Here is an 18,700-nt window from a genome sequence, read left to right on the forward strand (position 1 = left end):
GAGCATTTACGCCATTGTCCAAGGACTTGTGAAACCCTATGCGCGGAGAAGCGAGGTAGCTCAACCGAACGATCAGGACCGCCTCAAGCTCCACGGACCATGAAGCACGCGGGCCGTAGAGTCGCCGAGTTTCGTCACCAGACCACTCCTTGTCGGCGCCAGAACTGGTCGGTTACGAGGAGACCGAGACGCATCACCCGATGCAGTACCGGTTCGGTGTGGTCACCCACCGAGCCGATAATCCGCTATGACATCGCCAACCGGACCTGCAGGTGCATCCGTCCGCGCTGATGCGGCTGCAGGCGACGTGCACGATCACGTCACGGCGTTTAACAGGCTCGACTTCTATACATGTTCCGCCCGAGCCGAGGTTCCTCCCGGCGCATCTTCCTGCTTTCCTGAGGACATCGGCCGGTCCACGGAGATGGTTTCCGAATTCGAGGGACACATGTACCAATATGTCGACAAAATCGGGGACGACTGCTGGATCTCGGACGAGCAGGAACGCCGAGTGTGGATACCGGAGGCGTTGTGCGACCGCTGACGGTCCGCGCTCTGAACCGCCTGGGCCTGCCCCGGCGTTCGGATGCCTGGGAGTGGGACGCGGATCCCCTCTGCACCACCAGCACGGACGGGAGGTTGACCTCGTGACCGCGACCTCGCCACGCGAGGCTACCCCGACCGGCTCAGTACCGGGCTGGCTGGCCCATGCCGAGGCCACCGTGGCCCCGGTGCTGCGATCCACGCTCGATCAGCTCCACCCTGACCTGGTGCAGATGGCGACGTATCACAGGGGATGGACCGATTCCGCCGGGAGGCCGACACCGGACGCGTCCTCGGGCAAGGGTTTGCGGCCGGCGCTGGCACTGTGGTCCGCTCAAGCCGCCGGAGCGTCACCCGAGACCGGAATCCCGGCCGCGGTCGCGGTCGAACTCATCCACGACTTCAGTCTGGTGCACGACGACATCATGGACGGTGACACGATTCGCCGCGGACGAGACACCGTCTGGACCGTATATGGCACCGGCCCGGCCGTCCTGCTCGGCGACGCACTGCACGCCCAAGCCACCGTCACCCTCGTCGCCGCAAGGTCGCACAGTCGCCAGGCCGTCGCACGCCTGGCCGAGACGACCGCCGAGCTGTGCCGCGGGCAGGCTCAGGATCTCGCGCTGGAGCATCGCGACCAGGCCAGTGTGCAGGACTACCTGGCGATGGTCGAAGGCAAGACCGGTGCACTGATGCGATGCGCCACCACCCTCGGCGCGATCCTGGTCGACGCCGAACCGGATCTGATCAGTGACCTGGACCGGATCGGCCACCACCTCGGGGTTCTGTTCCAAGTCGTCGACGACATGCTCGGCCTCTTCGGAGATCCGTCGGTCACGGGCAAATCGATACGGTCGGACCTGTCGCGACGCAAGAAGACCCTCCCGATCCTCGCCGCCGCGGCTTCGACCACAACGGCCGGGCAGGAACTGGCCGACCTGCTGCACCGGTCCACACTGGACGAGCACGACCTGAACCGGGCGGCCCGGCTCGTCGAGGAGGCCGGGGGAAGCGCCCGAGCGTGGGACGAATGCGTCTGGCATCACGATCAGGCCGTCGCGGTGCTCACGCGGATGCGCCTCGATGCCGACAGCGACGCCGTCCTGCGTGACCTGCTGACCTACCTGCTCAACCGCATCCGCTAGCCGCAGCCCGCCACCCCGCTCTCGGCGACTGTGGTCACACCAGCGCCGCTGCGCTCACCCCGCACCGGCTACATCTCTGCCTGTCCCCGGCAAGCCGCACCGGCCGAACCACGGAGAAGGAGACGATGAGCGCCTCGTCCAAACGAGTTCTGCTGGCCGCGCCGCGTGGATTCTGCGCCGGGGTGGACCGGGCCGTCAACGTCGTGCGGGAAGCCCTGGCACGCTACGGGCCACCGGTGTACGTAAGGCACCAGATCGTGCACAACACCCAGGTCATCACCGAACTCACCGCCGCAGGCGCGATCTTCACCGACGACCTCGACGAGATCCCCCACGGCGCGCGGGTCGTCTTCTCGGCACACGGCGTGTCCCCCGCGGTAAGTCAGCATGCCCACCGTCGCGGCCTGCGAGTCATCGACGCCACCTGTCCCCTCGTGTCGAAGGTCCACACCGAGGCCCGTCGATTCGCTCGTGATGACCAGCAGGTCGTACTCATCGGGCATCCCGACCACATCGAGATCGAGGGCACCCGCGGGCACGCACCCGAGCACACCCACGTGGTCGACCCCGACGACCCGGACGCGGTGGACCGCCTGGAACTGGACCCCGACCGGGGGGTGGTGTGGCTCTCGCAGACCACCCTCGCGGTCGACGATGTCGCCGGCGCCGTACAGCGACTCCGCGAACGGGTCCCGGCGCTACACGACCCGCCCAGTGATGACATCTGCTATGCCTCCACCAACCGCCAGCAAGCCGTGACCACGATCGCGCCACGCTGCGAGCTGGTACTGGTCATCGGCTCGGACAACTCGTCGAACTCGCGGCGCCTTGTCGAGGTCGCGCTGCACGCGGGAGCTCCGGCCGCGCACCTGCTCGACCGGGCCGCACAGCTACGACCGGAGTGGCTGGACGCGGTGACCACAGTGGGTGTCACCGCAGGCGCCAGCGCTCCCGAAGTCCTGGTGGAGGACCTACTCGCGGTGCTGGCCACGCACGGTTTCGCCACCGTCGAGCTCGTCACCACGGCCGAAGAGAACATCCGCTTCGGGCTTCCGGCGTCACTGCGACCCGCATCCGGACAAAGGGGAAACCCCACGTGAGCCCGCCACGAGTTCCGACACAGTCCGGTTCTCTGCGGCGAATCCGGATGGACCGCTGGTGGGACCCAGTCACGAAGCCGTACTCACAGCGGTCGACCTGCCCACACCATCACCTTCACGTTCGACGACAACCACACTGCCGCCGCAACGATCGCGGTGCACTCGTGACTCGATCAGAACCTACCTCGGATTCCCGCCCCAACGGATTGGAGCGTCGATGACCACTACGCCGCCCCGATACGACGCGGTATTTCACGCCGAAGCCGGCCGGGAACACACCCGGCTGGCGGCGCTGGCGGACACCTTCGACCCCTTCAGCCACGCACGCGTGGCGGACCTACCACTGGCGTCACATCCACGGGTGTTGGAGATCGGGCCGGGCCTGGGCACCCTTGCCCGCTGGATGACCGGCACCTACCGGCCGACCGAGCTCGTGCTGCTCGGCCGAGACCAGGCGCTGCTGGACCAGCTGCGCGGGATCTCCACACGACAGTTCAGAGTGGACCTGACCGCCCCGGGGCTCGCCGAAATGGTCCCTGCGGACACTTTCGACCTGATCCACTGCCGGTTCGTGCTCATGCACCTACCCGACCCTCAGCACGTCCTCGATCAGGTCGTGACCTGGCTGCGACCGGGCGGTTGCCTACTCGTCAGCGACGGCATCGACCTCACACCGGCCTCCGGAGACGCGGACGTGCGTGTCCTGATGCGCACGCTGTGGCGCACCGCGCGAGAACGCATCGGGACCAACCCCGACTGGGCACGTCACTACCCCACACCATTGCGGCAGGCCGGTCTGACTCGTGTCGGGATCGCAGCTGACGTTCCCATCCTGACCGGCGGTGGTCCGTGCGCCACGTTCCTGCGCCTCACATTCGACGAGCTCGCCCCCGACCAGCCGGATACGGCGCTCGGCGAGCACCCCGGCATGCGCCGCCTGCACCAGTCTGACCTGATGACGCCCGCACCGATGGCCATGATCACCGCATGGGGAAGACGCCGTTCCCCCACCGCGCACTGCTGAGGCGACGGCGGCCCCTACCTCCGCCCATGGGTTGCTCCGGCCGTGCCACCGCAGACACGCTCCCTGTCAAGCTCGGCGACGAGTGTCGACCATGGCGGCGAGGCGGAGCGGCCCGGGTTGCGCGCGGCCCTAGTGAGTGTATAGTCACTCACATGGCCAGGGAGCGAGTGTCACTGTCCACCGCCGAGGCCCGCCGTGAGGCCGTCGTGGCCAGCGCCGTGACCGTGTTCGCGCGGGGCGGGTACGCCGGCACGCCCATCACGGCGGTGGCCGAGCACGCCAGGATCTCGCCCGCGTACGTGTTCAAGCTGTTTCCCTCCAAGGTCTCGTTGTTCGTCGCGGCACTGGAGCGGTGCTACGAGCGGATCGTCGACGCGCTCGAGGGCGGTGCCGCGCGGGCGGAGACACCAGCCCCCGCGGACGTGCTGCACTCGATGGGCGCGTCCTACGCCGCCCTGATCGCCGACCGCGACCTGCTGATGCTGCAAGTACACGCCCAGGCCGCGACGGGTGCACCGGAGATCGCCGAGGCCGTCCGGCGCGGCATCGCCCGTGTCACGTCCTTCGCCTCCAGCCGCTCCCGCGCCTCCGCCGACGAGGTGCAGCAGTTCATCGCCTACGGGCAGCTCTGCCACCTGCTCACCACGCTCGACGCTTTCGGTGTCGACGAGCCGTGGGCGGCGACGCTCACCGCCGGCATCCGTCACCACTGGCCGGAGGGAGGTGAGCAGACATGAGCCGCCCCGCCGTGCGTTGGATCTCCCTGATCCCGCTGGCAGTTCTCGACGTCATCATGTTCGTCGCCTGGAGCTGACCCCACCCACGCTCGCGGCCCCGACAGCGGGCCGTTCTTTTGAGCCTTCGAAGTGATTGACCAGTCACTCACAACCATAAGGAGTTGTCATGTCGCCGGAAGCCGGCAACCGGGGCCGGGTGCCCACCGAACGCATCGCCTGGCAGGCCACGCTCACGGTCCTGCTGACGGCCGCCGTGCTCATGCTGACGGCGTGGAACTGACGGGGGTGGCGTGCCCGGCCGGGCCGGCCGGGCACGCCACCCCCGTCAGTTCCAGCACAGACCCAGCCCGGGAGAAACTCATGAGCAGCACCAGCACAGAACTCCACGTCGTACTCGGCGCCGGACCGGCGGGCACCGCCGTCACCGCCGAGCTCGCCGGCCGCGGCCTCCGGGTACGGCACGTCGACCGGAAACCGATCAGCGGCGCGCCCGCCGGCGCCGGGACGTACCAGGCCGACGTCTCCGTGCCCGAGGAGGCCGTTGCCGCCACCGGCGGCGCGTCCGTCATCTACCACGCGATCAACGTGGCCTACCACCGGCAGGTGGACGTCCTGCCCACGATCACCGACAACATCCTCGCCGCTGCCGAGCGGCACGGCGCGAAGCTCGTCGTGCTCGACACGCTCTACCCGTACGGCGAGGCCGACGGCGAGCACATCACCGAGACCACCCCGTGGGCCGCGACCGGCCGCAAGGGCAAGCTCCGTGCCGAGCTCGACCGGCGCTACCTCGACGCGCACTCGTCCGGCGCCGTGCGCACCACGATGGGGCGCTCGGCCGACTTCTTCGGTCCCGGCGTGTTCAACTCCACCCTCGGCGGCGCGTTCTTCCCGGCTGCGCTGACGGGGCAGCCCGCACTCGCGCTCGGCGACATCCAGCTGCCCCACAGCTACAGCTACATCCGCGACGTCGCCCGCGGGCTCGCCACGCTCGGCACCACCGACAGCGGCGATGGACGGATCTGGCACCTGCCAACCGTTCCGGCGGTCAGTACGGCCGAGATCCACCGCATCGTCGAGGACATCATCGGCCGGTCCGTCACGGTCGACCTGCTCACCGAGCCGGAACCGTACGGCCCGTTCGACGAGGTCTTCATGCGGGAGTACGCGGAGATCTTCTACCAGCACCGGATTCCGCAGAACATGGTGTCCACCGCCTTCGAAGGCACCTTCGGGCAGGTCCCCACCCCGCTGCGGGAGGCGTTGCGGGCCACCGTCGAGTGGTACCGCGACCACGTGCTCCGAACCTGAAGCACGTCCGTCCACAGTAGAGGACCGGAGCACCCGGCCCGGTCCTCTACCGCTTCGAGGACGTGACCTCGGCGCGGGCCTGGACCCGGCCCGCGTACCACGCGGTCCAGGCGGACAGCGCGGCGACCAAAGCGATCAGCAGCGCGACGCTGAGCCCGGCCATCACGTCCACCGGCAGCAGGTAGACGAGTGGCACGCGCAGGGCGGCCTCCAACAGGAGGGCGAGGCCCCACACCGCCGTCATCCGGACGAAAGCCCGCCGGAACCCCGGGAGCTCGGCGCACAACCGGTCGATCTCGGCGCGCTTCGCCGCCCCCGAACCGGCCCGCACGGCAACCAGCACCAGCGGCGCGTGGCTCGCGCAGCTGGCGAGCATGATCAGCGCGGCGGCGCCGGTGGCGAAGGACTCCTTGAGGATGAGGAACCGGGGGTCGCCGGTGACGAACGAGAGCGCCAGGCCGACGCCGAGCACGGTGGCGAGCAGGGCGGCGAACCCGTCGAACGAGCGTTGCCGCACCGCCGCCCAGCCCAGCCGCAGCGCGGCGAGGAGTGCCCCGGCCAGCAGCGCGACCCGCTCGTCCTGACCGGCCAGCCGCAGCCCGTAGTAGGCCGCGAGCGGCAGCCCCACGTCCCACAGCAGCAGCGGGATCGGCGAGCCGCCCGGCTTCTGTGCCGTCACGACTCGACCTCGGCCAGGAACGCCAGTACCCGCGCGTTGACCTCGGCGGCGGACTCGCCCGCGATCGAGTGGGTCGCCGCGGGCCACAGCTCCGCGCGGACGTCCGGCAGCAGCTCGCGGGCCCGCGCCACAGCCCGGCGCGCGTCGTGCATGACGCTGCGGCCTGCGATGAGCGCCAGCACCGGTACGTCGATCGAGCGCAGCTGCGCGTCGGTGAACTGTGTCGGGGTCGGCAGGGCGATCCGGTAGGTTCGCATGCCCTCGTTGATGGCCCCGGCGACCGGGTCGGCGGTGAGCGACTCCGCGTCGCCGGAGATCCAGCGCAGGAACGCGGGCCGCCCCCACCGGCTGATGCCGGGGATGAGGGCGAGTGCCGTGCGGGCGAGCAGCGCGAGCGGGAAGCGGGCGAAGGTCTGCACCGGGTCGATCAGGGTCAGCGAGGCCAGCCGCCGCGGCGCCCGCACTGCCAGGTTGGTCGCGAGCCAGCCGCCGAACGAGTACCCGAGCAGATGCACGGCGGGCAGCTCCAGCACGCCGAGCACCGTGTCGAGCCAGGCGGCCTGATCCGCGGCCCCGCGTATCGGCGCGGTCTGCTCGCTGCGCCCCGGCTCCCCGATCAGGTCGAACGCGTAGACCGGCCGGTCGGCGGCGAACGCGGCGAGGTTGGGCTCCCACATGACCACGGCTCCCGCCCGGCCGGGCAGCAACACCAGGGGCGTCGGGCCGGGCTTGCCGAAGCGGTACACACGCGCGCCGTGCCGAACTCGGTGGCGATGTCGTGCCGCGCCGCCGGCTCGGGCAGCGCGGCCAACCCCCGGTCGTAGGCGGCGTCGTACTCCGCCCGGGCCCCCGGTGAGACGAACCGGCCAACCGTCATCGCGACCTCTTCCGTTTGGCGATACGATCGTATCGTAAAGACGGTCGAGCGGTTTCGCAATCCGGTCGTATCGCGAAAGGGGGACGCGTGCCCAAGCGCGTCGATCACGAGGAGCGACGGCACCTCATCGCCGAGGCCGTCCGCCGCATCGCCGCCGACCGCGGCCTGGAGGCGGTGAGCCTCGGCGAGGTCGCGGCGGAAGCGGGTATCTCCAAGGGCCTGGTGCAGCACTACTTCCCGTCCAAGGACACGATGCTGCGGCACGCCACCACGACGCTGCGCCACCACGTCGAGGACCGGATGAGCACCGCACCGGCCGACCTGCGCACGACGCTCGTCGCCCTGTTCCCGCTTGACGACGCGGGCCGCACCGAGGCCCTGGTGGCGAACGCGTTCCTCGTCCGGGCGCTCAAGGATCCCGAGATCGCGGACCGCTTCCGCACCGGCCACGCCCAGCTCCGCGACGCCGTCGCCACCCTGATCGCGAACGAGCAGGCCACCGGTGCCCTACCCGCGGACCTGGACCCGGCCAGGGAGGCAGACCTCCTGCTGGCCCTGGTCTCCGGCCTCGGCGACGCCGTCCTGCTCGGCCACCGCACGCCCGCGGAAGCCGAAGCCCTCATCGACCACTACCTGTCCCGCCTGGCCCACCAGCCAGGTGAGCACCCCCACCCCGATGGCTAGGTTGCAAGCACGGGCCGCCAGCTCAATTGATGGAGCTGCGGTGCGACGAAGAAGGGCGTGCGCCTGGTGAGCAGGCGACGGCCGGGGTGCGTCGCAGGCAGGTCCTCAACACGGATCACGAGGTCTCCCTTGGCTCACCGGGCAGAGGAGGCGGAGCCGCCGGCGACGCGTTCGTCGTCGAGGGCCAGCACGTCGGTGAGCGTGGTGACGGTCGCGGCGCGGTCGATGTTCGATATCTCGTCGAGCATCCGGCGGCACCGCTGCGCCGACGCCAGCGGTTCCACCAAGACCGCGAACTTCTCCTCGAACTGCTTGTCGGTCATCGGCGTCCGATGACCACCGGGCGCGTCGCACACCTCGCGGACGAGTTCCTCACCGGAGGCGAGCTGGATGGTGACCCGGTTGGGAATGCGAGCCGGCAGCATCGCCGTGAGGGCCGGATCCGCACGAACCTCGACCCGGGCCGTCAACGCGGCGACCACAGGGTCGGCGAGCGCGTCCGGGTCATAGGAGGACGGGGTCAGCTTCCCACACCGCATTGTGCCCGTAGAGGCGAAGGTCGAAGGCGTACTCGTCGTCCGCGAACCCCAGCGTCTGGCTCACCCGCTGCCTGATCATCGTGCGCATCAGGTCCGCCCAGGCGTCGATGTCGGCGAGGATGAGCGGATCCCGGATCGCCGAGAACGACATGGTCTCGTAGCCGGTGATCCGCGCGCCTTCCAGCTTGATCGTGTACTGGTCGGCGACGTGGAACTCCGATCCCTCGACCCGGACGGTCCGGTCGTCGACCGCGGCGTACTGCGCGTCCCGGACGTCGAGGGTGCCGTCGGGCTCCCGCATCTCGAACGGGTTCGCGGTCTCGTAGAGCATGTGGGCGGCCACCGAGATCGGCGTGCACGCCACCGTGGGGTCGAGCGGCTCGATGGTGAAGCCACCGGCGTCGATGGTGGCGAGGACGCCGCCCGCGCGCGGGTTGCTGGTGCACTGACCGCCGCACTCGACGATCTTGGCGGCGTGCCAGGTGGGCCCTGCGGGCATGCCCTTCATGAGCGGGTAGGCCGCCGCCACGGCCGTGTCGGTCGCACGGCCTGCGAGCACCACCTGGGCACCCGCCCGGAGCGCCTCGACGATCGGGTTCGTGCCCCATCGCGCCGACGATGTGGGTGCAGCTTTCGAGGGGCTCCTGAGCACCGCTACCCCGCCGCGCTCGACGCTGCTACGTGGGACTCGCCGGAGTCGTGGACAGGCACCGCGAGCTCGGCATCGACCCGGACCGGATCGCCCTCTACGGCACCAGCGCGGGCGGTTGCCTGGCCGCGGCGACGGCCTTGCTGGCGCGCGACCGCGGCGGTGAGAACCTGGCGCCCGATGCCGGACTGAGCGTTCGAATCCGTGGATACCGACGGGACGCGCTTCGCCGGGCACTCCGCGGTGAGGAGCCGCCCTGATCCAGCTGACGCGCTGCTGTTCCTCCTCGCGCGTCGTGAGTGCGTAACAGTGTTCTAACTCGCGTACGCACTCACGAGAGGTGACCGGGAAGTCGAACCGTGACGAGGAGACCACCGCCTGCGCGGGGTCTGAGGTCGAGGATCCCGTCGTGTGCTCGGACGATGCTGTGCACGATGGCCAGCCCGAGGCCGACGCCGGCGTGCTCGTCGGTGCGTATGCGTTCTGTTCCGCGTTGGAAGGCTTCGGTGAGGGTCGGTACCAGCTCCGCTGGCACCGGGTGGCCTGTGTTCTCGACCCGCAGCACGCTCGCGTCGTGCTGCGATTCGGTGTGGACCGTTACGGTGCCCCCGGCGGGGAGGTTGTGGACGATGCCGTTCTGGACGAGGTTGGTCACCATCCGCCGGATAAGCGCCGCGGAGCCGACGGTCTGTGTCGCCTCGCCGGTGACGTCGAGCGTGATCCTGCGCTTCTCGGCGAGGGAAAGCAGTGTTTCGGCGGCTTCTTCGGCGATGAGGGAGAGCTCGACGGGCTCGCTGGTGAAGCCGCGGTCGCCGCGGCTGAGCAGCAGGAGGGCCTCGGTGAGGTCGATCGCCCGCGTGTTGACGGTGTGGAGGCGTTCAATGAGTTCACGCTGGTCCCGCGCGGGGTCGTTGCGGGCGACGTCGAGGAGTGTCTGCGAGATCGCCAGCGGGGTGCGCAGTTCGTGGGAGGCGTTCGCGGCGAACCTTTGCTGTTCGGCGACGTGTGACTCGAGTTGTTCGAGCATGGTGTCGAACACGTCGGCGAGTTCGCGGAACTCGTCTTTACGGCCTTCCATGCGGATCCGGTGGGACAGCGATTCGTCCGACGCCATCCGTGCCGCGTCCGCGATCCGGGTGAGCGGTGCGAGCATCCGGCCGGCGAGGATCCATCCTCCCAGGACGCCGAACACGAGCAGGAACGCCAGTGCTGCGGCCGCTGGTGGGACGAAGACGCGCAGGAGGACGCGCTGGTTGGGTGCGACCCCGAGCAGGCCCTGCTGGTTGTCGGGTACGTAGCGCAGCAGGAACACCCATACAACGGCCAGCAGGAGAGCGCCGGCGAGGAGGAGGAATCCGGCGTAGCTGATGGTGAGTTTCAGCCGGGCGCTGAGCCCTGGGCGCCTATTCACGAGTACCACCGGTGTCGATCCGGTAGCCGACGCCGGGCACCGTGGCGATGAGCCATGGTTCGCCGAGTCGTTTGCGCAATGCGGAGACGGTGATGCGGACAGCGTTGGTGAAGGGGTCGGCGTTCTCGTCCCAGGCCCGCTCCAGTAGCTCTTCGGCGCTGACGACACCGCCTTCGGCGGCGACGAGGACCTCGAGCACGGCGAACTGCTTCCGGGTGAGCGCGACGTAGCGTCCGTCGCGGAAGACCTCCCGGCGGAAGGGGTCGAGCCGCAGGCCCGCGATCTCGCTGACCGGAGGCCGGGCGTGCGCGCGCCTGCGGTCGAGCGCCCGCAGCCGCATGACAAGCTCCCGAAGCTCGAACGGTTTGGTGAGGTAGTCGTCGGCACCGAGCTCGAACCGGAAGCCTTGTCGTCGATCCGGTCGGCAGCGGTGAGCATGAGGATCGGGATGCCGCTGCCGGAGGCGACGATTCGCCGGGCGATCTCGTCGCCGGAGGGGCCGGGGATGTCGCGATCGAGGACCGCGAGGTCGTAGGAGTTGATGCTGAGCAGCTCCAGGGCAGTGTCACCGTCGCCCGCGATGTCGGCGGCGATAGCTGCCAGCCGGAGACCGTCACGGACGGCTTCGGCCAGGTAGGGCTCGTCCTCCACGATCAGCACGCGCATACCTGAAGCCTAAGCAGCGCGGCATATCGCCGACATATTCAAACCGGACGCCCCGTAGCGCACCACCAGCGGCGCGACGCCAGCGCGGCCAGCCCGGCGCCGGCGGTGTTGAGCAGTACGTCGTCCACAGAGGACACCCGGTCCAGCCGTAGGACGTACTGCACGGTCTCGACCAGGACCGAGCAGCCCGCCGCGAGCGCCAGGATCCGCGGTACCGACGCCAGCACCGCGAACCGCAGTGGTGCGAGGAACCCCAGCGCCGCGAACACCAGCAGGTTGCCGACGACCTGGCCCGTCGACATCGTGAGCAGGTCCTGCAGCGGTACCAGGCTCACCCGACCGGGGACGGCGCCGGCCCGGCCGCCCGGCAACATGATCATCCAGACCCACGGCACGGTCCCGTAGACGATGCCGACATCGGCCAGCGACGTGCGCCACGCCCACGCCGGCGTGGCGCCGGTGGCACTCCGACGGCGTGCCAGAGCCCACACCGCCAGCGCGGCCAGCGGCAGTGCGGCCACTGTGATGAGCGCCACACCGGTGAACGTACCGACCCAGCCGTGCCAACCCTCGACCATGCCACCTCCGCTTCCCTCCGACTGCGAAACCTGCCCGGGGCCCCTTGTCTTCGTGTCCGCCAGGCCGTGGCCGCGCATCAGCGCCGGCCGACGATGGCCTGCCTCTCCTGTTCGAGGATGTCCTGCATCGGCAGACCGTCGTAGTTGCTGAGGACGACGCCGACCCAGCCGGTGTACGGGTAGATGTTCCAGCTGGCGGAGCTGCCGGCGTTGACGCCGCCGCGCCCGATCACCCACTGGCCGTTGACGATATGGGCCGTCGGCCCGTAGGTCCTGAACCCTGGGGAGTTGTCGGGTTCCTGGCCGGGCTTGTCCCGCCAGTTGGGCCTCTTGGCCGCGGTGAACACGTCGGCGTAGGGCCGGTCCAGCACCGTACCGTCGCGCAGCCCGTGCGCGAACCGGGCCAGGTCCGGCGCGGTGGCGAAGCCGCCGTCCCCGACGGGATCGATGAAGTTGCGGCCATTGTTCTTGCCCGGCTGGTACGGGCTCGGGCTGCCCTTGTCCAGGTTGCGGACGGCGTCCACCCGGCTGCCGTCGGCCTGCAGCATGTACGAGTGCGCGATGTGCTCGTCGGTGCGCCACTGCGGCCTGGTGTAGAACGCCGAGCCGGTCATGCCGCAGCGCCCGAAGACGTGCTCGTGCACGTAGTCCCAGTACGTCGTGCCGGTCACCGCCTCCAGGATCTGCGCGGCGATGTCCAAACCGACGCTGGTTCTGTCGGCTGCCGCGCCGGGGACGCCCTCCAGCGTCGCCTGCCGGGCGTACTGCTGGTAGAACTCGTGCACCTCCTCCCGGCTGTGGAAGATGCGTTGCAGGTCCAGCTCTGGGGCGGTCAACCCGGTGGTTTCGGTGAGCATGTGGTGGATGCGCACCTGCTCGGCGATCTCCTTGGCGAAGCCCTCCAGGTACGTTCCCACCGTGTCCGACAGCTTCACCTTTCCCCGCTGCGCCAACTGCAGGATGGCCACCGCGACGAACGGCTTGACCGCCGAGCCGAGGTTGACCGCGACGCCCTCGTGGTTGCGGATCCCGTTCTCCTTGTCGGCCATGCCGTAGCTGCGCGACAACACCGTCCGGCCCCGGTGCGACAGCAGCACCACACCGGAGAACTTGTCCTCCGCGGCCAGCTTCGCGATGTAGCGGTCGTAGGCTCCGCCGGGCCGGGGGTCCGGCGGGATCCGGCCGTCCCCGGGCTGTTCGGGCGAGAAGGGTGCACCGGGGCCGGTTGGGGCCGGGTCGGCGTGGCCGAGCCGGGTGCCCGCCGCCACCACGCCGGCGGCCGCCAGCCCGCTCCACCCGAGCAGCTGCCGCCGGTCGATACCACGTACGGAATCCAGGTCCATGATCACAGTCCTCTCCTGACCGGCAAACTGACCGCTGGTGCGTTGTGGTCCATGCCTCCACAGAAGACGCAGGACTGTTGCGGTGGCGTATGCGTTTTTCGATACGCCCGCGATATCCGGCGATCACCCGCGTGCCAACCACACCACCGTGCTGACAGCTCCTACGCCGGTCGCACGCGACGTCGAGCGTTCAGCCGAAGAACTCGTCGATCCACGGGCCGAGCAGGTCTACAGAGGACTGTCGGAGCGTGCCGGCGAACTCGTCGATGGCGCGGTCGATCTCGTCGGGTGAGAGCACCGAGCCGGCCAGCTCCTCCGCGTCGTTGACGACTTGCCAGCCGCCGTCGACGGGCACGATCCGCACCCACCACGTGCCGTCCTCGGACAGCTCGTGCCCGTCGAGTGAGACCGACTCGAGCACGAACGCCCCACGCCCGTCGCCCTGCGCCTTCCACCCGCGCAGTGCCACGGCGAGCTCGACGACCGGGAAACGGACCTCGGCGAAGATCTCCCGGTCGCCGTCAAGCACCGCGAGATCCGCTTCGACGTTGACGAATACGTCGCCCTCCGAGCGGTTCGTCAGCGCCTCACCGGTCAGTGCGGAGAACCTGAGCTCCATACCTGTCCTCTCACCAGGGTATGGCTGCTTCCGGTGGCGGCCGCCCGCGCCCCTGGGTGCTTCTGCCTGATGACGAAGCTACCCGGTGCCTTGACCCGCCCGCACGTAGTACGTGTGGACTCGGCGCCGGGCCTACATGTCGGCGGAGTCACGGGAGTGCGGGATCTCGGCGTTGGAGAAGTACGGCGCCGTGAACGGCAGGCTGTCGTCGCCGAGCCAGGTCTGCAGCGCGGCGTACACCTTGGCGTAGTACCCGTCACGGTAGGCCTCCGGCGTCACCCACCAGCTGACGTCCACGTCGTGACGGGCCAGGTCTTCGGTGAGGGGCCGACGTGCTCCCATCGGGTAGAGGTAGCAGCAGCCGAGGTAGGTGTCGTCGCTGCGGTAGATGCCGTAGGTGAACGACCTGCCGTCCCGGAACTCGCACTCGTGCCACACCAGGTCGACGTAGTTGTATTCGTCGGTGACGGGACCGGAAGGCCAGCTGCCGCCCCGGGTGCGCCTGATGAGATCGATGCTGGCGTTGATCCCCGCCACGTCGTCGGCGAGGTGTTCGCGGCCGAGCGCGCGGATCTCGAGGTCGTCGAAGGCCAGTGCCCGCGGCACCTCGACTCCCGGCGGCAACTGGATGCGCTTGACCAGTCCCTGGTAGTCCATCTTCATCGACCTTTCTGTCCGGTGACGAAGTCAGCGCAGGCGGCCAGCAGGACTTCGCTGCCCTGCCGGCCTCCTTCCAGTTCCTCGGTGGACCGGCATCGCTGCCGGCTTTGCACCCGCGTCCCGCCGGCGTGGTCGCGGAAGGTCATCTCCATCACCGTGTCGCCACCGGCGAAGCTGGTCTCCATGATCAGGCGCTGGCCGTCGACGACATCGAGATAGCGGCCCGCCATCGCTTCCCCGGGCTCACCGTCCACGCTGGTGTCGACCCGCCAGCGCCCCCCGGGTCGAACGTCCAGGCTGACGGTCGCTGCTGTCCCGCCGAACCAGGACGCGAAGGCCCGCGGCTCGGTCCAGGCCTGCCAGACCTGGTCTCGAGGCGCGGGGAGGTCGCGTTCGACGACGTACTCGAGCGGCGGTGGGTGGGTGGTGTCGTGCAGGTCATGGACGACATCGTTCAGGTAGCCGATGTGGGCGAAGCTCGCGCGGCAGCCCTCGCCCGTGGGCGACTGGGTGAGGAATCCGATTTCACAGTCTTGCTCGCCGAGGTAGAAGTGGCGGATGAAGTGCCAGCGCTGCCCGTCGGTGGAGGCGTGGAAGGCGTACGAGCCGGCTCGACGGGCGAGCTTGAGCCACACCGCGTCGGCGTCGATGTGCAGGCCGGCGGCGTCGTCGGAGCGGCCACGCGTCACCACCGAGACCACCATCGGCTTCCGCTGAGGGGAGACCTCGTAGGCAAGCTTCGCCCAGTGGTCCGGTGTCAGCCGCACGACGAGAGCGCCCGCGTCGAACTCGCTGGCGAAGTCGACCGAGACCCGTGCGGTCATCGTGAACTCCCGGTGCGGGGCGCCTCCCAGCAGCGCGCACCCGGTGGCCGTCACCTCGCCGGTGGCCGGGTCCACGAACCAGTCGGTGCGCGCGCCGGTGGTGATGGTGAGCGTGTCCTCGTCAGCCTGCACGGTCAGCGGGGAGCCAGACCACCGCAGCGGCATCGGCACTCCGGTGAGCCGGACGACCTCGGGCCGGTCCATGGGTTACGTCCGGCTCCGCATGGCGATGACCACGACACCGTTGTCGAAGGTGGTGGTGCCGATGGTCTCGAACGTGGCGTGCAGCCCTGGCGTGAGCAGCACGTCGTCCGGCCCACCCACGCCGGCGAGGACCGGGTGGTACCACAGATGCAGCTCGTCGAGGAGCCCCGCTCCCGCGAGGCTCTTGGCGACCGGACCGAAGCCGTGCATCAGGATCGTGCCGGCGGTGTCCTTGAGCCGTGCCGCGGCTTCGGCCAGGTCTCCCTGGACGACCGTGGTGGCGTTCCATTGAGGATCGGTCAGGGTGGTGGATACGACGTACTTGGGCATGGCATTGATCCGCTCGGCGTAGTCTCCCTCTCGCCCTGGCCAGGCCGACGCGTAGACCTCGTAGGTGCCTCGGCCCATCAGCATGGCGTCAGCCTCGCGGAGCTGTCGCAGGGCCAGCTCGTCGGTCTGTTCGCTGATGAAGTCGAAGTGCCATCGGTCCATGTGGTTGATGACGCCGTCCAGCGACACGAACGTGGCGTCAACGATCTTTCCCATGGTGGCTCCTTCTCGGTGGGGCTCCTCGACATCCGGCACGTACCCAACGGGGTCGGCTGCCTGGCCGGGTGCCAGCGTGGCATGCGGACGTCACGCGTGCCTCCGTCCGCGTGCGTACCCGCGCATGCGTCCCCTGACGTACTCAGTCGGTCTTGTCGGGGCCGGCGTGCGAGGCGGCCGCGATCTGATCGGCGACGAGTGCCGGTTCGTCGAGCTGGACGAAAGTGCGTGCCCCCGGGACCTCGATGAACTCCGCGGCCGGGAAAGCCGCTGCCAGCCGCTTGCCGAGGGCGGGCTTGAAGGCACGGTCGGCCATGCCCCACACCACCCGCACGGGCACGTCGACGTCCCGCATCCGCGCCGACACCTCGTGGAGCTCGTGGGGATCGATGCCCTTGAGGAAGCGGACGGCGTCGGCGCGGATCTCGGGGTCCGTCAGGCAGGGCTCGATCCAGGAGCGGGTCTGCTCGGCGCCGAGCTGGTTTGCCAGCAGCCCGAACCCGAGCGGGGAGTGCCGGAACGCCCTGGAGCGCATGGGGAGCAGGTTCATGCGCATCCTCATGTCGCCCCGGAGCAGGGGGAAGATCAGGTTGAAGGGGAACGGCGGGAAGGTGTCGAACGCGTCGCAGTTGAGAAAGACGACGCGGCCGATCCTGCTGCGGTCGGCGTCGAGCGCGTACTGCGCCAGTGCACCACCCGTGTCGCTGCCCACGAGGGTGACGTCGTGCAAGTCCAGTGCCTCGAGGAAGCCGAGCACCTGGCCCGCGACGCCACGCGGCGACTGGTCGGCATCCCGGTGCATCGGAATCCGGTGTGCGCCCAGCGGCCAGTTCGGCGCGAACGACCGGAAGCCTCGCGCGGCCAGCAGCTCGGCGACCGGCGACCACACGGAGCCGTCGACCAGGAAGGCGTGCACGAACACCACGGGTGGTGTGCTCGGGTCATCGGGTCCGGCGGTGCGGTACTGCACTCGTCCATGCGGGAGATCGATCGTTCTCATTGACCTGGTCCTTCCTCGTGATGGCGTGCGCCCGGCCGGTAGCGGCTAGTAGGTCCGGCTCGCAGTGGTCACCGGCAGGTAGATCGCGGCATCGAAGGCTGCGCGTAGTCCGTCGACAGTCATGGTGTAGTCGTTTCCGTCGTGGCCGGCCTCGAACACGGGCAGGATCACCCGCATCGTGTGGACGTCGTCGAGCCAGTCGAGCACCGCTGCCGGTCCCCTGGGCGCGCGCAGGTCGATGGCGAAGTTCGCGGGACGGGCTGCGTGGAGGGTGGCCTCGAACATTCCGGCGCCCGGCGGTCCGATCGGCTGAGGCATCGGTCGCCGTCCCGGAGAGCTGATCTCGCCGGCGCCGAACCAGGTGCCGATCGACACGTAGCGCTCACCGAGGCGCCGTTTCAGGATGCCGCCTGCCAACGTGCCGCTCTGCTCCTCCTCGGGGGTGCGGACGGTGACGGTGGGCGTGGCGGCGGTGTGTACGTTGGCGGCCCAGTAGACGGCCTTTCGGTGCCCGGTCAGGCCCTGCCACCACCGGAGCGAGTCCGCGATGAACCGCTCGCGGTGGGCGCGGAACCCGCTTTCGACGTAGTAGTTGCGGAACCAGCCGAGGATCGCGCGGGCGTGCTGCTCGGCGTACTCCCGCTCCCATCGGTCGGGGCCGGCCACGTCCTCGACGAGGGTGACGACCCGCCCGGCCGCGGCGATGAGGGCCAGCTTCTCGGCATCATCCAGGCCGCCGTACCAGACGAACGGGTTCTGGCCCTCGGGCGGGCGCAGGTCGGCGAGGTCGGCCTCGAGCTCGCCGATCCGGTCCGGTGCGCGGGTGCTCACGTAGCGGGTGATGTGGTCGAAGCTCAGCTCCCGCAGCTGAAGCAGGTCGGTGCCGAGGAAGCGAACCTTGTCGGAGTGGCTCTCGTTCCAGGCGCGCAGCCACGTCACCAGCTCGAGGATCTCCTCCGTGGCCAGCAGCGGCGAGGCCATCTGGCCGACGAGCGTGCGGGGGTCCCCCTGCCCGGTGGTCAGATAACGATCGATGAGCACGCCGCTGGCGAAGTCGTCCTCGAAGGCGACCGTGCGGAAGCCGTGGTGCTCGATCATCCTGCGGACCAGCCGGTGCTTGACCTGCAACTGCTCGCTCGAGCCGTGGGTGGACTCGCCGAGCCCGACCAGCCGGGCGTCCCGGATGACCCGGTCCAGCCACCTCAGGTCGCGTGCCGGTGCGCCGGGTGCGATCTCGATGGCATGGGCGTGCCTGTCGATCCACGATTCGATCGGTTCGCACGGGGCCTTCGAGTGGTGGTCCGCGGCCGTGGCGGGAGTGGCGACCGACACCAAGGGAAGACAGACGCTGACGGCTGCAACGAACAGCGACTGCCACTGAGACAACCGGCGGGACCGGGCCGCGTTGGGCATGATGCTCTCCTTGTCCTGGCTGGCGAAGAATCGTCGATGGTGGACACGATCAGGGCGAACCATTTCCGCGGGTCACCGGTCGTGAGTGCGTAACAGTGTTCTAACTCGCGTGCGCACTCACGAGAGGTGACCAGGCGCGATGCCG

General features: G+C 69.4%; 19 protein-coding genes and 2 pseudogenes. 7 read left to right on the plus strand and 14 right to left on the minus strand.

All coding sequences use genetic code 11. The features are described 5' to 3' along the window. Window positions 1–776 precede the first annotated feature (776 nt). The 5 genes from JAP66_RS29805 (at window position 777) to JAP66_RS29825 (ending at window position 5,863) form a co-directional block, all read left to right on the plus strand. The gene (locus JAP66_RS29805) at window positions 777–1,691 is read left to right on the plus strand and encodes a polyprenyl synthetase family protein (protein WP_235999738.1); all 915 of its coding nucleotides are present in this window, start codon (window positions 777–779) and stop codon (window positions 1,689–1,691) included. 125 nt (window positions 1,692–1,816) lie between these two features. Then, complete coding sequence (locus JAP66_RS29810) at window positions 1,817–2,791, plus strand: 4-hydroxy-3-methylbut-2-enyl diphosphate reductase (RefSeq protein WP_199435204.1); 975 nt, start codon at window positions 1,817–1,819, stop codon at window positions 2,789–2,791. A 217-nt stretch (window positions 2,792–3,008) separates the two neighbouring features. Next, entirely contained in the window at window positions 3,009–3,815 is an 807-nt protein-coding gene (locus JAP66_RS29815) for a class I SAM-dependent methyltransferase (protein WP_199435205.1), read from the plus strand. A 152-nt stretch (window positions 3,816–3,967) separates the two neighbouring features. Then, window positions 3,968–4,552: a TetR/AcrR family transcriptional regulator gene (locus JAP66_RS29820; RefSeq protein WP_199435206.1), complete on the plus strand. Its 585-nt coding sequence runs from the start codon at window positions 3,968–3,970 to the stop codon at window positions 4,550–4,552. Between the two features lie 360 nt (window positions 4,553–4,912). Continuing rightward, entirely contained in the window at window positions 4,913–5,863 is a 951-nt protein-coding gene (locus tag JAP66_RS29825) for an NAD-dependent epimerase/dehydratase family protein (RefSeq protein ID WP_199435207.1), read from the plus strand. A 46-nt stretch (window positions 5,864–5,909) separates the two neighbouring features. Here the strand turns inward: JAP66_RS29825 and JAP66_RS29830 are convergent, their stop codons facing one another. Both JAP66_RS29830 and JAP66_RS29835 read right to left on the minus strand, forming a co-directional pair. Then, on the minus strand, window positions 5,910–6,542 hold the full coding sequence (locus JAP66_RS29830) for a VC0807 family protein (RefSeq protein ID WP_199435208.1): 633 nt from the start codon (window positions 6,540–6,542) through the stop codon (window positions 5,910–5,912). Then, a complete protein-coding gene (locus JAP66_RS29835; protein WP_307849779.1) occupies window positions 6,539–7,288 on the minus strand; it encodes an alpha/beta fold hydrolase in 750 nt (249 codons plus the stop codon). Before JAP66_RS29835 ends, JAP66_RS29830 begins: the two co-directional genes overlap by 4 nt. Before the next feature lie 218 nt (window positions 7,289–7,506). On the opposite strand from JAP66_RS29835, the gene JAP66_RS29840 reads away from it, so the two are divergent. Then, window positions 7,507–8,103: a TetR/AcrR family transcriptional regulator gene (locus JAP66_RS29840; RefSeq protein WP_199435209.1), complete on the plus strand. Its 597-nt coding sequence runs from the start codon at window positions 7,507–7,509 to the stop codon at window positions 8,101–8,103. Window positions 8,104–8,237: 134 nt separating this feature from the next. On the opposite strand, the gene JAP66_RS29845 is transcribed toward JAP66_RS29840, so the two are convergent. Then, window positions 8,238–8,642 (minus strand): MmgE/PrpD family protein, encoded by a 405-nt coding sequence (locus JAP66_RS29845; RefSeq protein ID WP_199435210.1) that lies wholly within the window; start codon window positions 8,640–8,642, stop codon window positions 8,238–8,240. Further along, window positions 8,608–9,294: an acyclic terpene utilization AtuA family protein gene (locus JAP66_RS29850; RefSeq protein ID WP_443706219.1), complete on the minus strand. Its 687-nt coding sequence runs from the start codon at window positions 9,292–9,294 to the stop codon at window positions 8,608–8,610. Before JAP66_RS29850 ends, JAP66_RS29845 begins: the two co-directional genes overlap by 35 nt. An 11-nt stretch (window positions 9,295–9,305) precedes the next feature. On the opposite strand from JAP66_RS29850, the pseudogene JAP66_RS29855 reads away from it, so the two are divergent. After that, window positions 9,306–9,551 (plus strand): annotated as a pseudogene (locus JAP66_RS29855) (alpha/beta hydrolase fold domain-containing protein); the annotation flags it as partial. Window positions 9,552–9,622: 71 nt separating this feature from the next. On the opposite strand, the gene JAP66_RS29860 reads toward JAP66_RS29855, so the two are convergent. From JAP66_RS29860 to JAP66_RS29905, 10 genes and pseudogenes are all read right to left on the minus strand, one after another. Continuing rightward, window positions 9,623–10,702 carry a sensor histidine kinase gene (locus tag JAP66_RS29860; RefSeq protein WP_199435212.1) on the minus strand — a complete coding sequence of 360 codons (1,080 nt, stop codon included), beginning with the start codon at window positions 10,700–10,702 and terminating at the stop codon, window positions 9,623–9,625. Further along, window positions 10,695–11,368: pseudogene (locus JAP66_RS29865) on the minus strand (response regulator transcription factor). The gene JAP66_RS29860 and the pseudogene JAP66_RS29865 overlap by 8 nt, the downstream one beginning before the upstream one ends. A gap of 38 nt (window positions 11,369–11,406) precedes the next feature. Next, window positions 11,407–11,946 carry a VanZ family protein gene (locus JAP66_RS29870; protein ID WP_235999731.1) on the minus strand — a complete coding sequence of 180 codons (540 nt, stop codon included), beginning with the start codon at window positions 11,944–11,946 and terminating at the stop codon, window positions 11,407–11,409. Between the two features lie 77 nt (window positions 11,947–12,023). Then, on the minus strand, window positions 12,024–13,289 hold the full coding sequence (locus JAP66_RS29875; RefSeq protein WP_199435214.1) for a serine hydrolase domain-containing protein: 1,266 nt from the start codon (window positions 13,287–13,289) through the stop codon (window positions 12,024–12,026). Between the two features lie 190 nt (window positions 13,290–13,479). Continuing rightward, on the minus strand, window positions 13,480–13,908 hold the full coding sequence (locus JAP66_RS29880; protein ID WP_199435215.1) for a DUF7878 domain-containing protein: 429 nt from the start codon (window positions 13,906–13,908) through the stop codon (window positions 13,480–13,482). A gap of 132 nt (window positions 13,909–14,040) precedes the next feature. Next, window positions 14,041–14,565 (minus strand): GNAT family N-acetyltransferase, encoded by a 525-nt coding sequence (locus JAP66_RS29885; RefSeq protein WP_199435216.1) that lies wholly within the window; start codon window positions 14,563–14,565, stop codon window positions 14,041–14,043. Between the two features lie 2 nt (window positions 14,566–14,567). Beyond that, window positions 14,568–15,596 (minus strand): DUF1349 domain-containing protein, encoded by a 1,029-nt coding sequence (locus JAP66_RS29890; RefSeq protein ID WP_199435217.1) that lies wholly within the window; start codon window positions 15,594–15,596, stop codon window positions 14,568–14,570. Window positions 15,597–15,599: 3 nt separating this feature from the next. Further along, window positions 15,600–16,142 (minus strand): dihydrofolate reductase family protein, encoded by a 543-nt coding sequence (locus JAP66_RS29895; RefSeq protein ID WP_199435218.1) that lies wholly within the window; start codon window positions 16,140–16,142, stop codon window positions 15,600–15,602. A gap of 142 nt (window positions 16,143–16,284) precedes the next feature. Continuing rightward, window positions 16,285–17,142 carry an alpha/beta fold hydrolase gene (locus JAP66_RS29900; protein WP_199435219.1) on the minus strand — a complete coding sequence of 286 codons (858 nt, stop codon included), beginning with the start codon at window positions 17,140–17,142 and terminating at the stop codon, window positions 16,285–16,287. Window positions 17,143–17,187: 45 nt separating this feature from the next. Next, the gene (locus tag JAP66_RS29905; protein WP_199435220.1) at window positions 17,188–18,555 is read right to left on the minus strand and encodes an erythromycin esterase family protein; all 1,368 of its coding nucleotides are present in this window, start codon (window positions 18,553–18,555) and stop codon (window positions 17,188–17,190) included. Between the last annotated feature and the right edge of the window lie 145 nt (window positions 18,556–18,700).

It is taken from the genome of Qaidamihabitans albus, from assembly GCF_016464705.1.
Lineage (GTDB): Bacteria > Actinomycetota > Actinomycetes > Mycobacteriales > Pseudonocardiaceae > Qaidamihabitans > Qaidamihabitans albus.

Bases quoted from the DNA above. Each gene is read 5' to 3' on its own strand.
- JAP66_RS29825 (WP_199435207.1), top strand. From the start codon at position 4,913: ATGAGCAGCACCAGCACAGAACTCCACGTCGTACTCGGCGCCGGACCG.
- JAP66_RS29845 (WP_199435210.1), bottom strand. From the start codon at position 8,642: ATGCGGTGTGGGAAGCTGACCCCGTCCTCCTATGACCCGGACGCGCTC.
- JAP66_RS29820 (WP_199435206.1), top strand. From the start codon at position 3,968: ATGGCCAGGGAGCGAGTGTCACTGTCCACCGCCGAGGCCCGCCGTGAG.
- JAP66_RS29890 (WP_199435217.1), bottom strand. From the start codon at position 15,596: ATGGACCGGCCCGAGGTCGTCCGGCTCACCGGAGTGCCGATGCCGCTG.
- JAP66_RS29885 (WP_199435216.1), bottom strand. From the start codon at position 14,565: ATGGACTACCAGGGACTGGTCAAGCGCATCCAGTTGCCGCCGGGAGTC.
- JAP66_RS29810 (WP_199435204.1), top strand. From the start codon at position 1,817: ATGAGCGCCTCGTCCAAACGAGTTCTGCTGGCCGCGCCGCGTGGATTC.
- JAP66_RS29875 (WP_199435214.1), bottom strand. From the start codon at position 13,289: ATGGACCTGGATTCCGTACGTGGTATCGACCGGCGGCAGCTGCTCGGG.
- JAP66_RS29815 (WP_199435205.1), top strand. From the start codon at position 3,009: ATGACCACTACGCCGCCCCGATACGACGCGGTATTTCACGCCGAAGCC.
- JAP66_RS29870 (WP_235999731.1), bottom strand. From the start codon at position 11,946: ATGGTCGAGGGTTGGCACGGCTGGGTCGGTACGTTCACCGGTGTGGCG.
- JAP66_RS29805 (WP_235999738.1), top strand. From the start codon at position 777: ATGGCGACGTATCACAGGGGATGGACCGATTCCGCCGGGAGGCCGACA.
- JAP66_RS29900 (WP_199435219.1), bottom strand. From the start codon at position 17,142: ATGAGAACGATCGATCTCCCGCATGGACGAGTGCAGTACCGCACCGCC.
- JAP66_RS29880 (WP_199435215.1), bottom strand. From the start codon at position 13,908: ATGGAGCTCAGGTTCTCCGCACTGACCGGTGAGGCGCTGACGAACCGC.
- JAP66_RS29895 (WP_199435218.1), bottom strand. From the start codon at position 16,142: ATGGGAAAGATCGTTGACGCCACGTTCGTGTCGCTGGACGGCGTCATC.
- JAP66_RS29905 (WP_199435220.1), bottom strand. From the start codon at position 18,555: ATGCCCAACGCGGCCCGGTCCCGCCGGTTGTCTCAGTGGCAGTCGCTG.